This is a genomic window from Nibribacter ruber (assembly GCF_009913235.1).
In the GTDB taxonomy this organism is placed as follows: Bacteria; Bacteroidota; Bacteroidia; order Cytophagales; family Hymenobacteraceae; genus Nibribacter; species Nibribacter ruber.
In genome coordinates this window covers 3,138,886-3,158,108 of record NZ_CP047897.1, presented here as the reverse complement: position 1 = coordinate 3,158,108, position 19,223 = coordinate 3,138,886, and the positions used below count along the sequence as shown (strand labels likewise).

Below are 19,223 nucleotides of genomic sequence, written 5' to 3'. Positions count from 1 at the left end.
ACTGCCCTGTCTCCCACGCATTCCTGATTATTACGCTGTCAAATTCCCTCCTTCTGCCCAATTGCCTTCCTCACCGCTGGGGCTACCACCGTTCCCAGCAACTCAATGGCGTGCATGACTTGCGCATGAGGCATGGTGCCTACGCTGATGTGCAACAGAAAACGGGTATTCCCAAAGAGCTCATATTCCCATAGAATCTTGTCAATCACCTGCTGAGGACTGCCTACCAACAAGGAGCCTTGAGAGCCACGCATGAGATCGTACTGTTCTTTGCTCATGCCAGACCAACCACGCTCCTTGCCAATCTTGCCCATTAGGTAGGAGTAAGGACCGTAAAACTCAGAAGCTGCTTTCTGGGAGTCATCGGCTATGTACCCGTGTGAATTGATGGCTAGTTGCAGGTTGGTCATATCATGTCCCGCTTTCTGGTAAGATCGCTTGTACAAATCCGTGAAAGGCACGAAGCGGTCAGGACTACCGCCAATAATGGCCAGGGCCATGGGCAAACCATAGTCAGCGGCGCGTACCACCGAGGCCGGAGTGCCGCCTACTGCCACCCAAATGGGCAATTCTTTTTGGTACGGCCGTGGGTACACGCCTAGGTCATTTATGGCGGCGCGGTGCTTGCCAGTCCACGTCACTTTTTCGCTTTTGTTCAACTGCACCAGCAAATCCAGCTTCTCCGCGAACAGCTCATTGTAGTCATCTAAATCCTGCCCGAACAGCGGGAACGACTCAATGAAAGACCCGCGTCCGGCCATGATCTCGGCGCGGCCTTTAGATAACAAATCCACATGCGCGAAGTCCTGAAACACGCGCACCGGGTCATCTGAGCTCAGCACCGTCACGGCACTGGACAGCTTGATGTTCTTAGTCTTAACCGCAGCGGCCGCCAATACTACTGCTGGTGAGGAGACAATAAAATCTTCGCGGTGGTGCTCACCAATTGAAAAGACGTCCAAACCCACTTGGTCGGCTAGTTCAATTTCTTCCATAAGGTTGGCCATGCGCTCATAGGGCGGTAACAGCTTTCCGGTGGTAGGGTCTGGGGTATTCTCTACAAAGGTGGTGATGCCTATCTCCATAATGGTATTGTGTCTTTAGTCTCTTAACGAGAAGGAAAGATAAATGCTTCAATGGCAAGGTGTACAAGGCGCCTGTCATAGCATACCAACTATCCTCTCAGAAACCGGCAAACCGTCACTTCTAATGCACATCAGGTTCCGTTTTTGGCCTGTTTCCCAGAAAACTAGCCAAAATCGATGTGCCAGTACATGGGCTTTATTGGCCTCTTCCATTCAAATCCGTTTATTGTAAGAGAAACCAACCTGTACCATCATGCTGGATATTGTCATTGAAGCCCGTAAAGCATCCCTTGCCCCAGGCATGGACGTGCGCAGAATCTTACCCTTTAGACAACGCCGCATGGTGGGCCCGTTCATCTTCATGGACCATGCCGGCCCCGTAGACGTGCAGCCGCCGCTGGTGCACAGCCTAGACGTGTTGCCCCATCCGCATATTGGTTTGTCTACCGTGAGCTACCTGTTTGGCGGCCAGGTCACGCATAGAGACAGCCTGGGCGTGGAGCAGATTATCTTGCCCGGCGAGGTGAACTGGATGACGGCCGGCAGCGGCATTGCCCACTCAGAGCGGTTTGAAGACCCGGCTACCCTGGCGGGTGGCAACTTAGAAATGATTCAGACCTGGGTGGCCTTGCCAGAGAAAGACGAGGAAGCCGCCCCCGCCTTCGACAATTACAAACCCAATCAACTACCCATCTTCACCGACTCCGGTGTCTGGATGCGCCTTATTGCCGGTGATGCCTACGGTCTTAAGAACGGAGTAAAAACGCATTCGCCGTTGTTTTACCTGCACGTGGTGTTGGAGACCGGGGCCCGCTTTGGCCTGCCCAAGGAGCATTCTGAACGCGGCCTCTACCTTGCCAAAGGCACCTTAGAAGTGGCTGGCAGACGCTACACCGCCGGGCAGATGCTGGTCTTTACCAAAGGCGCCGACCCCATGCTGCTGGCGCTGGAACCTACTACGCTCATGCTCTTGGGCGGTGAGCCGCTGGGTGAACGGTTCATCTGGTGGAATTTTGTGTCTAGTAGAAAAGAGCGCATTGAGCAGGCCAAGTCAGACTGGCAAGAAGGGCGCATTGTGCTTCCGCCTAATGACAACCTGGAGTTTGTACCGCTGCCCGAAGACAAATCCAAACCCGCCGGAAGCCCCGCCCCGCAAGCATTGTCTTAGCCTTGCCATACCAATACTGCGCGTATAGTTCTTGCTGTACGGGTTTCTGCTACGTATAACGTTGGCCAATTATTCTAATGGCGCAGGTCGAAATCTCTCAAAAGAAAGCCTAATGTTGCCCCGCTTTGACTACTAAAATCAGCTCTGCCCTTAACTGGCAGGCTGGTACTTTTCACCAGAAGCAGAAAAACAAAGTACGCTGAACTTAGCCTGGAGGCGCCTCAACAACGGGGGCTTCGTTTTTATGCTGTTTTCACCAAAAGAGGCCAAAAACGGTCGCTTGCCGGTATCTCCAAATCAGGCTACCGTCTTTCAATTTTTACTGCAACCTCCTCTAGCTGTAGGCGTTACAAAGTGATACTACCCAGACTGTCTGCTATACAGGACAGGTTGGCAACATAGGCTTGCCCAGGAGATAGAGGAGAGGTGTGCGGGAGGAAAATGGTACGTAGCAATGGGGGTAACAATTACAAAATTTGCGCCGGCAGAGACGCTGCAAGACGTAGTGAATCATTACTGGGTGGGTAGCTGCACAGAAACGGGCCGTGCTGAGCATCAGAAAGTGTTTCCGTCTGGGTTTCTGGAAGTGGTCTTGCCTTTGAGCGCCGGTGAGAAAGACGCCAGCGTAACCGGCCAAGTAGGCTTTTGGACCGTTTCTCATGCCCTACCCGCCCCTGAGAGCCGGGAATGGTTTGGCATCTGCTTCCACCCCGAGGCGCTGCCCGGGCTGTTCGGCCTTTCTACGTCGGGTTTCCTGAACTGCGCCTCCTGCCAGACAGAACTGGACGCTTCCTTCTCTGCCTTCTGCCAACAGATTTGCCAGGCGTCTACCCACCCGGAGCGCGTTAGCATGGCAGACAAATATCTGCAGTCTTTGCGGCAGGCGGGCCCTTCTCAAGCAAGACCGTCTTACGTAGAAGCCGCCGCCAAACTGATCAGGCTCCAGAAATGCCACGTGAGCGTAGAGGGCCTGAGCCAGAACCTGTGCATTGGGGTAAGGCAGTTGGAACGGGCCTTCAAGAAAAACCTGGGCCTGAGCCCCAAAACCTACATGCGGCTCAGCCGGCTCAGCTCTGTGCTGCAGCTGCTCTCGCAGAACCCCAACCTGCCCCTGGCCCAGCTCTCTTACCTGGGTGGCTATTCAGACCAGGCCCATTTCAACCGCGAATTCAAACAGATGACCGGCATTGTACCCACCAAATACCTGGCCCAGCCACAGGAGTTTCTCACCTTTTAGCGTTCACCCAACCTGCAACATTCCTGTCGTTTTTGGGCTGTTTCCTGGAAAATAGCCCAAAAACGACAGAAAGAAGACCTTCACTACGGCATCATACCCGGCTTCCAACTTCTTGCTATCCCAAGGTCACTCTTTGGACAGAAATACTACCGCGCCAGGCGGGAATTCTGCCAGTATTAATTTGTGTTTTCAGCGCCTATCAGGCCAGAAATGCAGGTAACGGAATGTCGGGTTTGTGCAAGACTTTGCTTTTGCCCGCCTCTACTTTTGCCCACACTAGCCCCAACACCTGCTCTATCCCTACTGCTTCTTCTCTTACCAACGCCCCACGATGCTTTGTATGCCGCGCCCATGCCCGCATACAGGAGGTAACAAGCGCAGCGCAGCAAGGCGGGTGCAGGCACTTCTCCTTGGCCACCTTCCTTCTAATTAAGATAGGCTGTTTGCTTGTCTGGCCTCGCTGTTTTCAACACGCAACCACTCTTCCACTCTTGGCTCACCGCCAGGCGTTCACCGGCGCTTTTTCTTCATGTCATCCCTTTTATTCAGTACTATGAGAAACGTATCTACCTTGAGCAAAAAAATCTTATTGGCCCCCCTTCTCTTCGGCTTGTCCTTTTTTACCGGCTGTGAACCCCAGGAGGAAGTAGTTCCCAGCAGCCTGAACCAGAACATGGCCAAGGGCATCTCTTCTACCTATTACGGCCCCACCACCTGGCTCTGGGGCGGCTCTGTGCGCACCTGGGTGGAGATGATGAACGGGCACCCTACCGCCATGGGCCTGGAGCTTTCTGAAGAAGCCTTGATAAACCTGCCCCATGAACCCAGCGAGTATTTCCTGAAACTGCCCGGCCAACTGCATGCCACCGGCATTAAATCCATCAGCATTGGCTGGAACCCAGACGGCCATGAGCCCGACGGTGTCTACACCCTGCCTCACTTTGACTTCCACTTTTACATGATGACCCAGGGCCAGATCATGAACATAGAAGGCGGTCTGGACGAGGGGGCCTATTCGCTCATGGCCCGGGGCGTGCTGCCCGCCACCTATGTGTTTGGCCCGGCGCCGTTTGCCGTGCCGCACATGGGCCTGCACTGGTCAGACGTGACCTCGCCTGAGTTTTCGCCGGCCGGCTTCTCCAAGACCTTTATCTATGGCTCCAACCAGGACAAGGTCACCTTCTTAGAACCCATGATCACGCTGGCCTACATGCAAAGCCTCATGGACGGCATGCCGATTTCTTCTAACATTCCGGCGCTCAACATTGTAGATGACCCCGGCTATTACCCATCTGCCTATACCTTAGAGTATGACGCAGACCGCGGCGTGTACATCATTGCCTTGACCGGTCTTACCTTCAGAAACAAATAATGACGCTTGCCCATAATGTAAAAAGCCCGTCTCTAATCATAGGAGACGGGCTTTTTATGTTTTAGAGGAGGTGAGCCTTTTTTAGGCTATTTTCCAGAAAACAGGCCAAAAACGCACTTTTGCTTAGCGGCCCACCTTTCCCTGGCCCAGGCCAATCTGCACGCCAATGGACGGGATGATGGAGATACCCGAGAAGTCTTCGGTCTCACCTTTCAACAGTTCATACGTGCCGTATTTCTGGTAGAACATGGACAGGGATGGCAGCAGGTAAATGCGCTTGGCGCCAACCTTGGCGTTTACAAACAGCCCATACGACGCGAAGTCCTGCTTTCTGGTCAATCCTTCCAGTTTCACGGCTTTTCCGCCGCCTACTTTCTCATACAGCTTGCCCGGCACCAAGCCGTATTCTACAAACGTGTGGTTATAGGCCACCCCGAAGGAGATGTTCCCAAACTCCTCATCTGGCCCGAACGACCGGCTGAAAGTCAATGGCACCAGCACGTCTTTTCTAGCGGCCTTAAACTCCAGCACCGAGCTTAATTTGTTCAAAAACAGTTTGTCAAAGATGTCTGAGTTCTGGCCAGCGTACTGCACGCCCACGCTGCCGTACCATCTTTCATTGCCTGCGTTGGTGCCTGCCTCTGGCCCCAAGAACTGATATTGGGCATCTAGCACGTGCACGCCAGACGCATATTTGTACCCTACATCCACTCTAGGCAACACGCCATAGCGTACATAAAAATCAAAGGTGGGTCCTACAGGGTCCAGCGAATAAGCGATGGCGGCTTTGGTAGCAGATTTCACCAGTCCGTCATAATAGACCGAGTCGCGGTTGGCCAGGGCCACGATGGCGTCTTCGGTGACGTCTTTCAGCTGCCCGATGGGCTCCGTAGCGATGTTGCCTCCAAAGTTGGCGCCCGCCTTGAACTGTCCGTGTGGCGTCACGCGGCCCGAGTGGATGATGGAGCGCGGTGCGGTACAGCTAGTCACCGCCAAAAGCCCCACTACTGCCAACTGTATTTGCCACGAAGCCATTTTTGCTCCGGTCGTTCGTTTCTTATTGAAAGAGAATGTCATTTTATCGGTGGTTAGGAGAAGACCTTTTCCCTGAAGCCTCGTTCAGGGCTTCAGCTTTTTGCTTTGTCCAAAGCAAGACAAAGATACAGGGGCTGTCCCCTATACGGTTATGTAAAATATTGTGGTGGGTGTTTTTTGCTTGGAAAGTACTTTTAAAGGCTTCCGTTTTTTGCTTCTCCAGCTTTTCATTTCTTAGTGCCGATGTTGGTATTCTAACGGATATTCAGCCTGGTGCCTCTTTCCTTTTGCTTCTAGGGTGTGGATTTACTTCCACGATCTTCTATTTTTGGTTGGTGCGCTTCCGTTGGCTATCCCTGAGCAGGCTCTTTCTTCCGGTGCCCTTATGCCGCCTTGTTGCATTGTTCCCGGTAAGCGCTCGCACCCGTTCCAGTCTTCCCGCCTCGCGCTGTACCAGCTTGCCTCCTCTGCGTGGGAACTGGCATGGTGGAGGAACGGCTAGCTCTCCGTCTTTGCTGCAGTTCCAACCTGAGGCGGCAACCTGCTTAGGCGACTCGACGGAAAGACTGGAACGGGTGCGTTTAGTAAAGGCCTATCCTAAATTCAGTTGGAGCATGTACGGATTGTAATGACTATTGCCAGCTGCAATTGGAATAGGTGCACTAAGCAGAGGCCTTTGCCAATCAAGGATTCTCCCCTTGAGGGGAGCGTAGAGGGGTGTTACACCAACAGATAAAATCAATCGACAATCAACAACCAGCAATTCTCCCGTTTTTGGCCTGTTTTCTGGAAAAGAGACCAAAAACGGGGCTAATTCTCAGACAGTTTCGATAAGTGGCGGGGGTTGGCTAATTTTGTGGCTTGTTCTTTTCTCATGATAAAATTCTTTAGGCCACGGCCTTTGCGCGAAAGTGTGTATGCCGCCTTGCTGCTTTCGTTGGGGCTGGCCATGCTGTTCTATACCATTTGCCGGGTTCTGTTCTTTTTGTTCAACCAGGGCTTCTTTGAGGAGACCTCGTTCTCAGATCTGCTGTACCTGATGGCGGCGGGCTTGCAGTTTGACCTGTCGGCGGTGCTGTATACCAATGCGCTGTTTTTGGTGCTCATGATTCTGCCCTTCCCGTTTAGATATCATCCTGCCTTTAGAAAAGTGGTGAAGTGGGTGTTTTTGGTGAGCAATGCCATCGGGATTGCGTTTAACAGCATTGACTTTGTGTACTACCGTTTCACGCTGCGGCGTACCACGGCCAGCGTGGTGCAGGAGTTTGGGAATGAGAGCTGGGGCAAGTTTGCGACCAGCTTTCTGGTGGATTTTTGGTACGTGCCGGTCATTTGGCTGATGCTGATGGTAGCCTTGGCGTGGTTGTACAATCGTATTCAATTGGTGCGTCCTCAGAACATCAACCCGTGGTACTATTATCCCTGGCACACGGTGCTTATGTTGCTGTCTGTGGGCTTGACCATTGTGGCCATCAGGGGCGGCATCAGGCACAGTACGCGGCCCATTACGTTGAGCAACGCCGGAGAATACGTGGAGCGTCCGCAGGAGATGTACATTGTGCTCAACACGCCGTTCTCAGTGATCAGGACCTTGAACAAGCCAGCCTTCCAGAAGCATACTTATTTCCAGGAACCTGAACTATCACAGCTCTTTAACCCCATTCATCAGCCGGTAGACAGTGCCCAGTTCACGCCCAAGAACGTGGTGGTGATTATATTGGAGAGCTTCGGAAAGGAAGCCATTGGCGGCTACAACCAGCACCTGGAGAACGGCACCTACACGGGCTTCACGCCGTTCCTGGATTCTCTCATGACGCAGAGCAAGGTGTACTGGAACTCGTTTGCCAATGGCAGGAAGTCTATTGATGCCTTGCCTAGCGTGATGACCAGCATTCCCAGCATTCAGGAACCGTTCGTGCTCACGCAGTACGTGAGTAACACGCTGCCCAGCCTGCCGCGCACCCTGCGGGAGAAAGGGTACCAGACTTCGTTCTTCCATGGTGCGCCCAACGGTTCCATGGGTTTTGACGCGCTCATGAACCTGGTGGGCGTGGAGCAGTATTACGGCATGGCGGAGTATGGCAAGCCCGAAGACTTTGACGGCATGTGGGGCATCTGGGACGAGGAGTTTCTGCAGTTCATGGCCGGCAAGTTGGCCACCTTCAAAGAGCCGTTCATGAGCGCGGTGTTCACCACGTCTTCGCACCATCCTTACAAAGTGCCGGAGCGTTACCAAGGCAAGTTCAAGAAGGGGCCATATGAGATTTTTGAGTGCATAGGGTACTCAGACATGGCCTTGCGCAAGTTCTTTGAGACGGCCAGTAAAGCACCTTGGTTTAAAAACACGCTGTTTGTGATTACGGCAGACCACTCGGCTACCTATACCTATTATCCAGAGTACCAGACCGCGTGGGGCAATTTTGCCGTACCAATCCTGTTCTATGCGCCCGGCGATGCCACTTTTAGAGGCGTGGAGAAGGACCGCGTGGTGCAACAGCTGGACATCATGCCCACGGTGCTAGGCTATCTGCACTATGACAAGCCGTATTTCTCCTTCGGGAAGAACATGCTGAACCCAGCTGAGGGCAATTTTGCCGTGAGCTACCAGGGCGGCTTCCAATGGACCGAAGGCCCGTATTTGCTCCAACACGACGGCACCAACACCCTGGGCCTCTTCAACTACCAGCAAGACAAGTTCCTGAAGAAAGACTTGAAAGGCACTCTGCCCGAGGTCCAGACCTCTATGGAGCGCAAACTCAAGGCCTTCATTCAGCAGTACAACAACCGCATGGTGGATAATCAATTAACAGTGAACAGTAAATAGGTAGCAGTTAATCTCATAAGAAGTAATCCCTCCCCGTTTTTGGCGTATTTCCTGGAAAACAGGCCAAAAACGGGACGCTTGGCTTCTGGGCATCTGTTGCGAAGAATGGGCCTAAGGCAAGAACCTGGCATTGGCACTCTCTATCATCCTGTTGACCCCTGGTGGATACGGGATTCAACTTCATAAATAGCCGACTGCCACCATCCGTTCATAGATGTATGCCGTAGATAAATGCAACCAATCTACCTTAACACTATGAAAAAGAACTTAATAGAAGTACTATCTCGCTCTAATCTTAAATCGGGGATGGTGGCGTTGGCGGCGGGCGCCCTCCTTCTAACGTCTTGTGAGCCCAAACGCACCGTAGACAATGAAGCCGAAGCCCGGGACGAGGCCAAGAAAGTCGCCGGCATGGACGATGAACTGTTTCCTTCTGGCAACCCAGATACCGTCAACACTACCACCACAGATACCAGCATGGTGCGCCTGAAGCCCACCGGAGCCAAACCGGCCTGGGGCTCTACCATCACCCCGCCCATGCAAACCGTCATAGAAAAACTGGCTAGCTATAAAGCTAAACCCATTCCCCAACTCACCGCGCCCCAGGCCAGAACCAATCCCACGCCTACCACCGCCGTCATGGACCTGATGAAGGAGAACAACATTCCCATGCCGCCTAGCAAAGTAGACACCCTGGGCAAGATGATTCCGGTGCAGGGTGGTCAGATTCACGCCCGGGTGTACACGCCTAAAACCGGTAGAGCCTCGTATCCGGTGATTGTCTACTACCATGGCGGTGGTTGGGTCATTGCAGATTTAGATACCTATGATGGGTCCGCCAGAGGATTAGCCGAGCAAGCCGATGCCATTGTCATTTCTGTGGCTTACCGTCAGGCGCCCGAGCATAAATACCCAACCGCCCACAATGACGCCTTTGCCGCTTATAAATGGGCTTTGACCAATGTCGCCTCTATGAAAGGCGATGCTAAAAATGTGGCCGTTGTGGGCGAAAGCGCCGGGGGCAACCTGGCTGCAGCCGTGAGCATGATGGCCCGCGACCAGAAGGTACAGATGCCCGTGCACCAGGTGCTGGTCTATCCTATTGCCGGTTACAACACCAATACCGCCTCTTACCAGAAATATGCCCAGGCCAAGCCTCTGGACAAGCCCATGATGGAGTGGTTCTTCAAGCAGTACCTCAACAGCCCGGCAGATGGCAAGAAACCCTGGATTGACCTGGTGAACGCCAACCTGAAAGGCTTACCTCCTACCACCATCGTGGGGGCTGAGATTGATCCGCTGGCTTCTGAGGGGCAGGCGCTGGCAGAAAAATTAAAAGCAGCCGGCGTAGAGACCGACTACCAGAAATACAATGGCGTCACGCACGAGTTCTTCGGGATGGCCACCGTTCTGCCCGAAGCCAAGAGTGCCCAGGCCCAAGCGGCCATGGCGCTTAAACAAGCTTTTGATAACTAAGCCGTTTTTAGGCTAATTCCTGCAAAACAGGCCAAAAACGCTTCTGCGTCTTTGGCCTGTTTTCTTTTTGCCCAGGCTGTAAATAATCAGACTTTCTTTAAGGTTTCTGAAACTATACCAATGCAACAATTGTATATACAATAGTTATCTCTACATTTGCACTAGATGAACCTGGAAGACGAAATAAAACAAAAATCCTTTACCAGTCCGTACCACCGGATGGCCGTGAACATCATGTTCACCGGTAACTGGCTACACAAGGAGTTGGCGAGCACGGTAAGGCCGTTCGGGTTGTCTTTGCAACAGCACAATGTGCTGTCCATTCTTCGGGGCCAGCATCCTAATCCTTGCATGTTGGGCATTATCCAGGAACGCATGTTGGACCGTGAGTCTAATGCCACGCGTTTGGTGGATAAGCTTTTGGAGAAAGGCTTGGTAAGCCGTTGCCAGTGCCCTGACAACCGACGCAAGGTGGACATTGTGATCACAGACAAAGGCTTGGAGCTGTTGAAGCAGATTGACACCGTGATTAAGGACTTTCAAAGCAGATTCGGGCATCTTACCCCTGAAGAAGCTACCCTGCTAGGTAATTTGCTAGACAAAGTGCGCCAGCGCTAATATTTTTTTACCTATATACTTGTATACACAACTTTTGTCCGTACATAATTTTAAAGACTATGAACAATCAACCGCTTTTAACCCCATACAAATCAAATAATCTGGACCTGCGCAATCGCGTGGTGATGGCGCCTATGACGCGCAGTCGGGCTACTAACTCAGACAACGTGGCCACAGAGTTGACCGCCAAGTACTATGCCCAGCGCGCCAGTGCCGGATTAATCGTTTCTGAAGGGACGCCTATCAGCGCGCAGGCCATCGGCTACATCAACGTGCCGGGCATTTACACAGACGCGCAGGTAGAAGGCTGGAAACTGGTGACAGAGGCTGTGCACGCCAAAGGCGGAAAAATCTTCGCGCAGTTGTGGCACGTGGGCCGCATGTCGCACCCAGACTTCCATAACGGCGAGTTGCCAGTGGCGCCATCGGCGGTGAACCCGAATGACAAGGCCTACACGCCGCAGGGTTTCAAAGACACCGTGACGCCAAGAGCATTAGAAACTTCTGAGGTGAAAGCCATTGTGCAGGACTTCAAGAACGCCGCCGCAAACGCTGTAAAAGCCGGCTTTGATGGCGTGGAGATTCACGCTTCTAACGGGTACCTGTTGCACCAGTTCTTCAACAGCCAGACCAACGTGCGCACCGACGAGTACGGCGGCTCTGTAGAGAACCGTGCCCGCATCTTGTTTGAGGTGCTGGATGCCGTGAAAGAAGTCATTGACCTGAGCAAAGTAGGCGTTCGTCTGAACCCTTCCATGCACGCCGGCTTTGGGATTACCTTGACAGAAGATGCGCCGGAGCAGTTTGAGTACATCATCTCTAAGTTTAATGACTACTCATTAGCGTACCTGCACCTAACAGAGGCCGGCGCCAAAGCCCGCGAATTGCCGCACGCTATCAAAGAGGTGGCCAAGCATTTCAGAGGCATTTATAACGGTACCTTGGTGACCAACGGTGGCTACACGCAAGAGAGCGGCAACAAGGTGATTGAAGCCGGCCACGCCGATTTAGTGGCCTACGGCGTACCGTACATCGGCAACCCGGACTTGGTAGAACGCTTCGCGCAACACGCGCCGTTGAACCAGGCAGACCCTAACACCTTCTACAGCCCAACCGGCGAAAAAGGCTACACAGATTATCCTGCCTTGGTAGAACAAACTGTGTCTAAATAAGTACATACTGTATCACTGCATATATAGGAAAAGGCCGCGCTGTTAGTGCGGCCTTTTTGTTTTTAGCCTCTTTTCCAGAAATCAGCCCAAAAACGAAATTTTTTCCTATGTATTTAAATCCGCTTAGTATAAAACCTGTTTGGAGTTTTTGGGAAATTGGACTTCCCACACTCGCCGGAGGCGAGTGTGGGCTACGTGTGGCGTCCCGCCGCTTTAAGACTAAGCATATAGCGGCCAGAGGCCTTTTAAATTCACACTCGCCAGAGGCGAGCGAGTGCCGTATTTCCTAATACGCCTCTTTTGGTTATAACTTTGAACAGGATCTAAATCTATTTACCCTTGTCATCCTGGAAGGACCTTATACACGAACCAGACAAGTGCTTAAATAAACCTCCTTACAACTAGTCATCAAGATCCTACCAGGATGACAAAAGAGGGGGCGTTCAAGATGACAAAAATGAAAGGTTTTTCTCTCTTCCCGCTCTTGCTCATTTCATTAGCAGTCAGATAATCCGTAATTTTAAGGCTGTGTTTGAGACTGAGGCGTCCATGAGTTCCCCTTCCCCATCTTTTGCGGTATTGCATCTGTTTTCTACCGGCTCTTACAGCCGGAAGCAGGGCTTGCTGCAGGTGGGCATTCTGTCTTTGCAGAGGGGCCAGAGCGTACTCAAGGAGTGGTTCATCAACCCAGAAGTGGAGTTTGGCCGAAGCGCCTACCAGCAGTCCAAAATTAGTAAGGAGCAGGCCAAAAACGCAGAGACCTGGGCCGAGCAGAAAGAGGAAATCCAGGCCTATCTAAGCACCTTCACGCACGTCTTCTATTTTCAGGAACGGCACGAGCAGGCTTGGCTCAAATACCACGTGGTGGCGCACATGGACCATCCGCCGGTTCTCGCAGATCTGGCCTTGCTGTCTTCATACTTCCTGCCACATTTGAACCTGATGGAGATGGCAGACTTGGTGGCCTTGTCCAGCGCCGCCCAGAAAAAACCCGCCTCCCTGCCTATGCACGGCGCCTTGGCCGCTTTGCACGACCAGCTTTTTAGACTCATAGAAGTCCTACTACAGAATATCTCCAGCACCCCAGAAAACGAACCGGGTCAGCCTACCTTATTCATGCAGTTACTGAGCCAGGTACTGGCTCTAGGTTCTTTGCACACGGCCAGTGCCTGGCGGGCATTGTTGTTGGCCACCGAATCTGTAGAAGCGTTGGAGTCTCCTAACATGGCATGGCTCACGCCACCCGCTACAGTAGAGACACCGGTCTTGCCTTTCCATTTGCGGGGTCTGTTCACGCAATGGTTGCCTACCGTGCCAGAGGCGCCCTCGGTTAAGCCTAGACCTGATATTCTGCCACCCAACAATAAAAACATTCAGGACGCTTTGCAGGCCTGGTACCATAGATATGATTTACCGGAGCGATATCCGCAGATGCAATACTCACTGTTCTGCAACAAGGCCATAGCGGGTAAAGGAACTTTCGCGGCAGAGGCCGGGACCGGCACCGGCAAAACCATGGGCTACCTCATTGCCGCAGCAGAATTGTTGCGCCTGAACCCCGGCCGAAAAGTAGTCGTGGCCACCGCCACCAAAAACCTACAGGAACAGATTGTGCAGGGCGAGATTCCGAGGTTACGCTTCAAAGAAGGTTTGCACGCGCACCTGCGCCCGGCCATTGTCAAAGGCAAGAACAACTATCTATGCCTGTCTGCCTTGCTCAACATCTATGACGAGCTGGTGGTGCAGGGCAAAGGCTACATCAAGGAAGGGCTGAGCTGGCTGTACCTGGTCATGCGCGTGTATTATACCCAAGGTGAGATTGAGGAGATTCCGCAGAACATACGCGCGGTATTGCCAGACACGTCCAGACTGTTAGCCGAGGCCAATGCCCAGGAAGTCTGCGTGCCCCAGCTGTGCCATGAGCCGGCCAAGTGCACCTACGCCCGCCACATGGAACTGGCCTACGCCGCCGACATCATCGTGACCAACCACCACAAGCTGTTGCAGTTCCCGCCTAAGCTCACTGAGCTAATCAAGCACTGTATCATTGACGAGGCCGACCAGTTCCCCGACAATGCCCGCCATGCCCTGAGCATCGGTTTCAGCCTGAACATGTTAGAGGCTCGTCTTCTTCGCCCTTTGCTGGGCACTAACATGCGCAAGGGTTTTCTGGACGTAGTAGGTGACCGAGTGCTCAAAGGCTTTGAAACAGAGACGGCTTTGCTGGTCATGGATGAGATTGACTCCATTTACCGAGACTGCCAGACGGTAAAGGAAAGTAGTGACCGCTTGCAGGCCTTGCCCATTCCCAACGGCGAACAGCGCTGGCAGGAAGATGTTTCTTTTGAGGAAAGAGGCAGATGGGTGACCCGCAACTACAGCGCAGACATTGAGCAGACTTTGCAGGAACTGCGCACGGCCATTCAGTTTGTGGCCGGCAAACTGGAACGCATCCACAAGCTCCTCAAAAAGCCCGATGACAAAACCTATGGACGTCTGGAAACCTACCGGGAGAAAGCCGCCGAATTTGCCGATACGCTTCAGAAAATCACCAGTGACTTCCCCAGCCGGAAATGGATTCATGTGCTGGAGAAAGGCAGTCAGTACTGGTCGGTGAGCAAGGTACCGTATTATTTGCAGTTTGAGATGGAGACCTTGCAACAGGCCTACCCAAGTTTGCTGTTCACTTCGGCCACGCTGTATGTAGCCAGCTCCACGCAGTACTTCCGGAACCAATTAGGTAGGACGGAGCCGTTTGACCAGGAGATACGCCAGCTCTCGCCGTTTAACTATGAACAGCAGGAACAGGTGCAGGCCGTGGTACCCGCCTTCATTCCTTGTTTTGACTACAAAATGCCGCCCGCTGAGAAACAGGCCTGGAACCAGATCGCCATGGAAACCCTGCTCAAATGCATTGTGGCCTTGAACGGCAGGACTTTGGTTCTCTTCACCAGCCGAAGAGACATGGACGCTGCCTATTCTTGGCTCCATTCCCGATTACCAGCGTATGACATTGAACTGCTCAGACAAGAAGGCACCAGCCTCTGGGAAATCAGACGATTTAGACAAGAGGAACATTCTGTGTTGCTGGGGTTGGATAGGATGTGGTCAGGGGTGGATTTTCCGGGAGTGACCTTGTCGCAGGTGATTGTGTTTAGACTGCCTAACCCATCTATCAGCAACCCGCTGGTGGCACACCGCAAGGAAGTGGAAGGCGGTATGTTTTGGGGCAAGTTCTATTATCCGGCCAGTCAGCATAAGTTGCGGCAGGGCTTCGGACGGTTGGTACGGAGGGAGAAAGACAAAGGCGCATTTGTGATTCTGGATTCCAGGGTGGTGCATTCCTCTACCATGAATCACTTCAGGACGGAGCTTCCAGTAGAAATAACGTCTTTTGATACTGAGAATGAGTTACAAAACTGGCTTCTGCAAGACCTGCTCCCGACCCTGAAACTGTACTCTGAATGGGAACGGCGCGCTATTTCTTTGAATCCTTCGGTAGAGCCGTAGTCATTCCTTATCTGCGTGTTTCTGCAGATCGTTTTTGCCTTGTTTCCCAGAAAAGAGGCCAAAAACGAGTACTTTCCTAATTCCGATGGCGCAAGCGTTCGCTCAAAAGACCTCGTAGCGTGCGAAGCTCCTGCGAGCGTCTGCGCCGAGAACCTTTACAAAAAGCTGATTCTCCCCTTGAGGGGAAGCGCAGAGGGATGTTTACATCTGCAGGTCATAGCATTCATATTCGCAAAGGCAATCCTTAAAACATACTAGCTATTTATATTATATGCTGTACGCTCTCAAGTGGGGCACAATTAACTCACCAATAGTAACACCCCTCTGCGCTCCCCTCAAGGGGAGAATCAGCATTTGGCCAGCGGTACTGAATTATCTACGTTCCACTTATCGAAATCCGTTTTTGCCCTATTTTCCAGAAAACAGCCTAAAAACGCCCGTTCTTTATCCTGCCCTAAAACTGGCCTATCACACATCTCAGAAGAGTACGCCAGAATTATTTTTTCGCAAGAAAACGCAGGTTTCCTCACTTTTTCAGAAGGTATTAAAGATTCTCCGTTAACTTTGGGCAATTTATACATACCCCATTACCATGCCCAAAGATCCATCCATCAAGTCAGTCTTAATCATCGGTTCTGGTCCTATTGTCATTGGACAAGCCTGCGAATTTGACTACTCCGGCTCCCAAGCCGCCCGTTCTCTGCGCGAGGAAGGGATTGAGGTCACCCTCATCAACTCCAACCCGGCCACCATCATGACCGACTCCATCACGGCAGACAACGTCTACCTGTTACCGTTGGAGAAGAAGTCGATTGTGCAGATTCTGGAGAAGCATAGGATTGACGCGGTGCTGCCAACCATGGGGGGACAGACCGCCCTGAACCTGGCCATTGACTGTGACAAAGCCGGTATCTGGAAAAAATACGGCGTGAAGATGATTGGCGTAGACATTGGCGCCATTGAGACCACCGAGGACCGTGAGAAATTCCGTCTTTTGATGATTGAGCTGGACGTGAACGTCTGCAAAGGCCACACCGCTACCTCGTTCCTGGAAGGCAAGGAGATTGCCCAGGAAATTGGTTTCCCATTAGTGATTCGTCCATCCTTTACGCTGGGGGGTACTGGTGGTGGTTTTGTGAATACGCCAGAAGAGTTTGACGCCGCCCTCACCCGCGGTCTGCACGCCTCTCCTACCCATGAGGTACTGGTGGAGCAAAGCATCATGGGTTGGAAAGAATATGAGCTGGAGCTGTTGCGCGACAACATCGGCAACGTGATCATCATCTGCTCTATTGAGAACTTTGACCCGATGGGCATTCACACCGGTGACTCCATCACTGTAGCGCCGGCCATGACCCTGCCAGACACCGTCTACCAGCGCATGCGCGATTTGGCCATTAAGATGATGAATGGCATCGGGCAGTTTGCCGGCGGTTGCAACGTGCAGTTCTCGGTGAACCCAGAGGATGACACCATCATCGCCATTGAGATTAACCCGCGCGTAAGCCGTTCCTCTGCTTTGGCTTCTAAAGCCACGGGCTATCCAATCGCCAAAGTGGCCGCTAAACTGGCCATTGGCTATAACTTAGACGAGTTACAGAACTCCATCACCAAGACCACTTCGGCGTTCTTTGAGCCAGCCTTGGACTACGTGATTGTGAAAATACCACGCTGGAACTTTGACAAGTTCAAAGGCGCTAACAAAACGCTGGGCTTGCAGATGAAGTCTGTAGGTGAGGTGATGGGCATTGGACGTACGTTCCAGGAAGCGCTTCAGAAGGCCTGCCAAAGTTTAGAGATTAAGCGCAACGGACTGGGCGCCGACGGCAAGGAGAAAACCAATTATGACCAGTTGATGGACAGCCTGGCCAACCCAAGCTGGGACCGCCTGTTCACCATCAAAGACGCCATGAAGTTTGGCGTGGCCTCCAGCACCATTCATAAAGTAACTAAGATTGATCCGTGGTTTTTACAGCAGATTGAAGAGCTGGAATTAACCGAGCGCGAAATCCTGAAATACCACATTGACAACATCCCGGCAGACCTCATGCGCACCGCCAAGGTGAAGGGCTTCGCGGATAGACAATTAGCGTACCTGCTGCGTTGCAAGGAGAGCGAAGTGCATGAGAAGCGCTGGAGCATGGGCATTAAGCGCGTGTTCAAGATGGTGGATACCTGCGCTGCCGAGTTTGAGGCCCAGACGCCGTACTTCTATAGCACCTTTGACGGTGAGAACGAGAGCATTGTCTCTGACCGCAAGAAAGTGGTAGTGCTAGGCTCGGGTCCAAACCGTATTGGCCAGGGCATTGAGTTTGACTACTCTTGCGTGCACGGTGTGTTAGCCGCCCGCGAGTGTGGCTATGAGACCATCATGATTAACTGCAACCCAGAGACGGTGTCTACAGACTTTGACATCTCTGACAAGCTGTACTTTGAGCCGGTGTTCTGGGAGCACATCTATGACATCATTCTGCACGAGAAACCAGAGGGTGTGATTGTGCAGTTGGGCGGACAGACGGCTTTGAAACTCGCTGAGAAACTGACCCGCTTCGGGATAAAAATCATGGGTACCACCTATGAAAGCCTGGACCTAGCTGAAGACCGCGGTGCTTTCTCTACCTTACTCAAGGACAATGACATTCCGTATCCACCATTCGCGAGTGTGACTTCTGCCGAGGATGCTCTGGAAGTGTGCAAAGACCTTAAGTTCCCGCTATTGGTGCGTCCTAGCTACGTGTTGGGTGGCCAGAACATGAAGATTGTCATCAATGAGAAGGAGCTGGAAGCGCAGGTGCTGGACATCTTGAAAGACAGCCCGGGCAACCATGTACTGCTTGACCACTTCTTGGACCGCGCCATTGAAGCCGAGGCCGACGCGATCTGCGACGGCGAGAACGTGCAGATTCTGGGCATCATGGAGCACATTGAACCGGCGGGTATTCACTCCGGTGACTCGTATGCGGTGCTGCCGCCGTTTGACTTGAGCGAGAACGTGATGAACCAGATACGGGAGTACACCAAGAAAATCGCTTTGGCGTTGAACACGGTGGGGTTGATCAACATCCAGTTCGCCATCAAGAACGAGATTGTCTACATCATTGAAGCCAACCCGCGCGCCAGCCGCACGGTGCCGTTCATTGCCAAAGCCTACGGCGAACCGTACGTGAACTACGCCGCTAAAGTGATGTTGGGCGCCAACAAGGTAACGGACTTCACCTTCAACCCGAAGTTGGACGGCTACGCCATCAAGGTACCGGTCTTCTCGCACAATAAGTTCCCTGAAGTAAACAAGGAGCTAGGACCCGAGATGAAGTCCACCGGTGAGGCCATCTACTTCATTGGCAACCTTGAAGACGATTACTTCACCAAAATCTACTCTGAACGCAATCTGTACTTGAGTAAGTAATTGGTTTGTATCAAGTAGTGCGTATCACGTAGCATGACGATAAAAAACAGAAAGGCCGCCCCGTTAAGGAGCGGCCTTTCTGTTTTGTTGGTTATCTGTAGAGACCAGGCATGGTCTTGTCTCTGACTCATTGTTTATTTAATCCCCATTCCTCCTAGATTAAGAGGCGGCTTATTACCTGTTGATGTAAACACCCCTCTGCGCTCCCCTCAAGGGGAGAATCCGCTTTTAGTAAAGGCAATTACAAAGACGCTCGCAAGTCCTAAAAGACTTCAATGAGATCTCTTGAGCAGACGCTTCTCCGTTTTTGGCCTGTTTCC

At 52.3% G+C, this 19,223-nt stretch carries 11 protein-coding genes; 9 read left to right on the top strand and 2 right to left on the bottom strand.

Annotated features, from left to right (window positions below; all coding sequences use genetic code 11):
- Positions 1-38 precede the first annotated feature (38 nt).
- Positions 39-1,085 carry an LLM class flavin-dependent oxidoreductase gene (locus GU926_RS13290; RefSeq protein ID WP_160692658.1) on the bottom strand — a complete coding sequence of 349 codons (1,047 nt, stop codon included), beginning with the start codon at positions 1,083-1,085 and terminating at the stop codon, positions 39-41.
- A 253-nt stretch (positions 1,086-1,338) separates the two neighbouring features.
- On the opposite strand from GU926_RS13290, the gene GU926_RS13285 reads away from it, so the two are divergent.
- The 3 genes from GU926_RS13285 (at position 1,339) to GU926_RS13275 (ending at position 4,862) form a co-directional block, all read left to right on the top strand.
- A complete protein-coding gene (locus GU926_RS13285) occupies positions 1,339-2,253 on the top strand; it encodes a pirin family protein (RefSeq protein WP_160692656.1) in 915 nt (304 codons plus the stop codon).
- Positions 2,254-2,707: 454 nt separating this feature from the next.
- Positions 2,708-3,490 (top strand): helix-turn-helix domain-containing protein, encoded by a 783-nt coding sequence (locus tag GU926_RS13280; RefSeq protein WP_160692654.1) that lies wholly within the window; start codon positions 2,708-2,710, stop codon positions 3,488-3,490.
- A gap of 553 nt (positions 3,491-4,043) precedes the next feature.
- A complete protein-coding gene (locus GU926_RS13275) occupies positions 4,044-4,862 on the top strand; it encodes a hypothetical protein (protein ID WP_160692652.1) in 819 nt (272 codons plus the stop codon).
- A gap of 123 nt (positions 4,863-4,985) precedes the next feature.
- Here GU926_RS13275 and GU926_RS13270 read toward each other — a convergent pair whose 3' ends face one another.
- Positions 4,986-5,897: a hypothetical protein gene (locus GU926_RS13270; RefSeq protein WP_160692650.1), complete on the bottom strand. Its 912-nt coding sequence runs from the start codon at positions 5,895-5,897 to the stop codon at positions 4,986-4,988.
- Positions 5,898-6,771: 874 nt separating this feature from the next.
- Here GU926_RS13270 and GU926_RS13265 point away from each other — a divergent pair.
- From GU926_RS13265 to carB, 6 genes are all read left to right on the top strand, one after another.
- A complete protein-coding gene (locus GU926_RS13265; RefSeq protein WP_160692648.1) occupies positions 6,772-8,721 on the top strand; it encodes an LTA synthase family protein in 1,950 nt (649 codons plus the stop codon).
- A gap of 255 nt (positions 8,722-8,976) precedes the next feature.
- Positions 8,977-10,197: an alpha/beta hydrolase gene (locus tag GU926_RS13260; RefSeq protein WP_232058324.1), complete on the top strand. Its 1,221-nt coding sequence runs from the start codon at positions 8,977-8,979 to the stop codon at positions 10,195-10,197.
- A gap of 165 nt (positions 10,198-10,362) precedes the next feature.
- Complete coding sequence (locus GU926_RS13255) at positions 10,363-10,815, top strand: MarR family winged helix-turn-helix transcriptional regulator (RefSeq protein ID WP_160692646.1); 453 nt, start codon at positions 10,363-10,365, stop codon at positions 10,813-10,815.
- A 59-nt stretch (positions 10,816-10,874) separates the two neighbouring features.
- Entirely contained in the window at positions 10,875-11,987 is a 1,113-nt protein-coding gene (locus GU926_RS13250) for an alkene reductase (RefSeq protein WP_160692644.1), read from the top strand.
- Between the two features lie 549 nt (positions 11,988-12,536).
- Positions 12,537-15,497 carry an ATP-dependent DNA helicase gene (locus tag GU926_RS13245; protein ID WP_160692642.1) on the top strand — a complete coding sequence of 987 codons (2,961 nt, stop codon included), beginning with the start codon at positions 12,537-12,539 and terminating at the stop codon, positions 15,495-15,497.
- A gap of 592 nt (positions 15,498-16,089) precedes the next feature.
- Positions 16,090-18,903: a carbamoyl-phosphate synthase large subunit gene (gene carB / locus GU926_RS13240; RefSeq protein WP_160692640.1), complete on the top strand. Its 2,814-nt coding sequence runs from the start codon at positions 16,090-16,092 to the stop codon at positions 18,901-18,903.
- Positions 18,904-19,223: the final 320 nt, after the last annotated feature.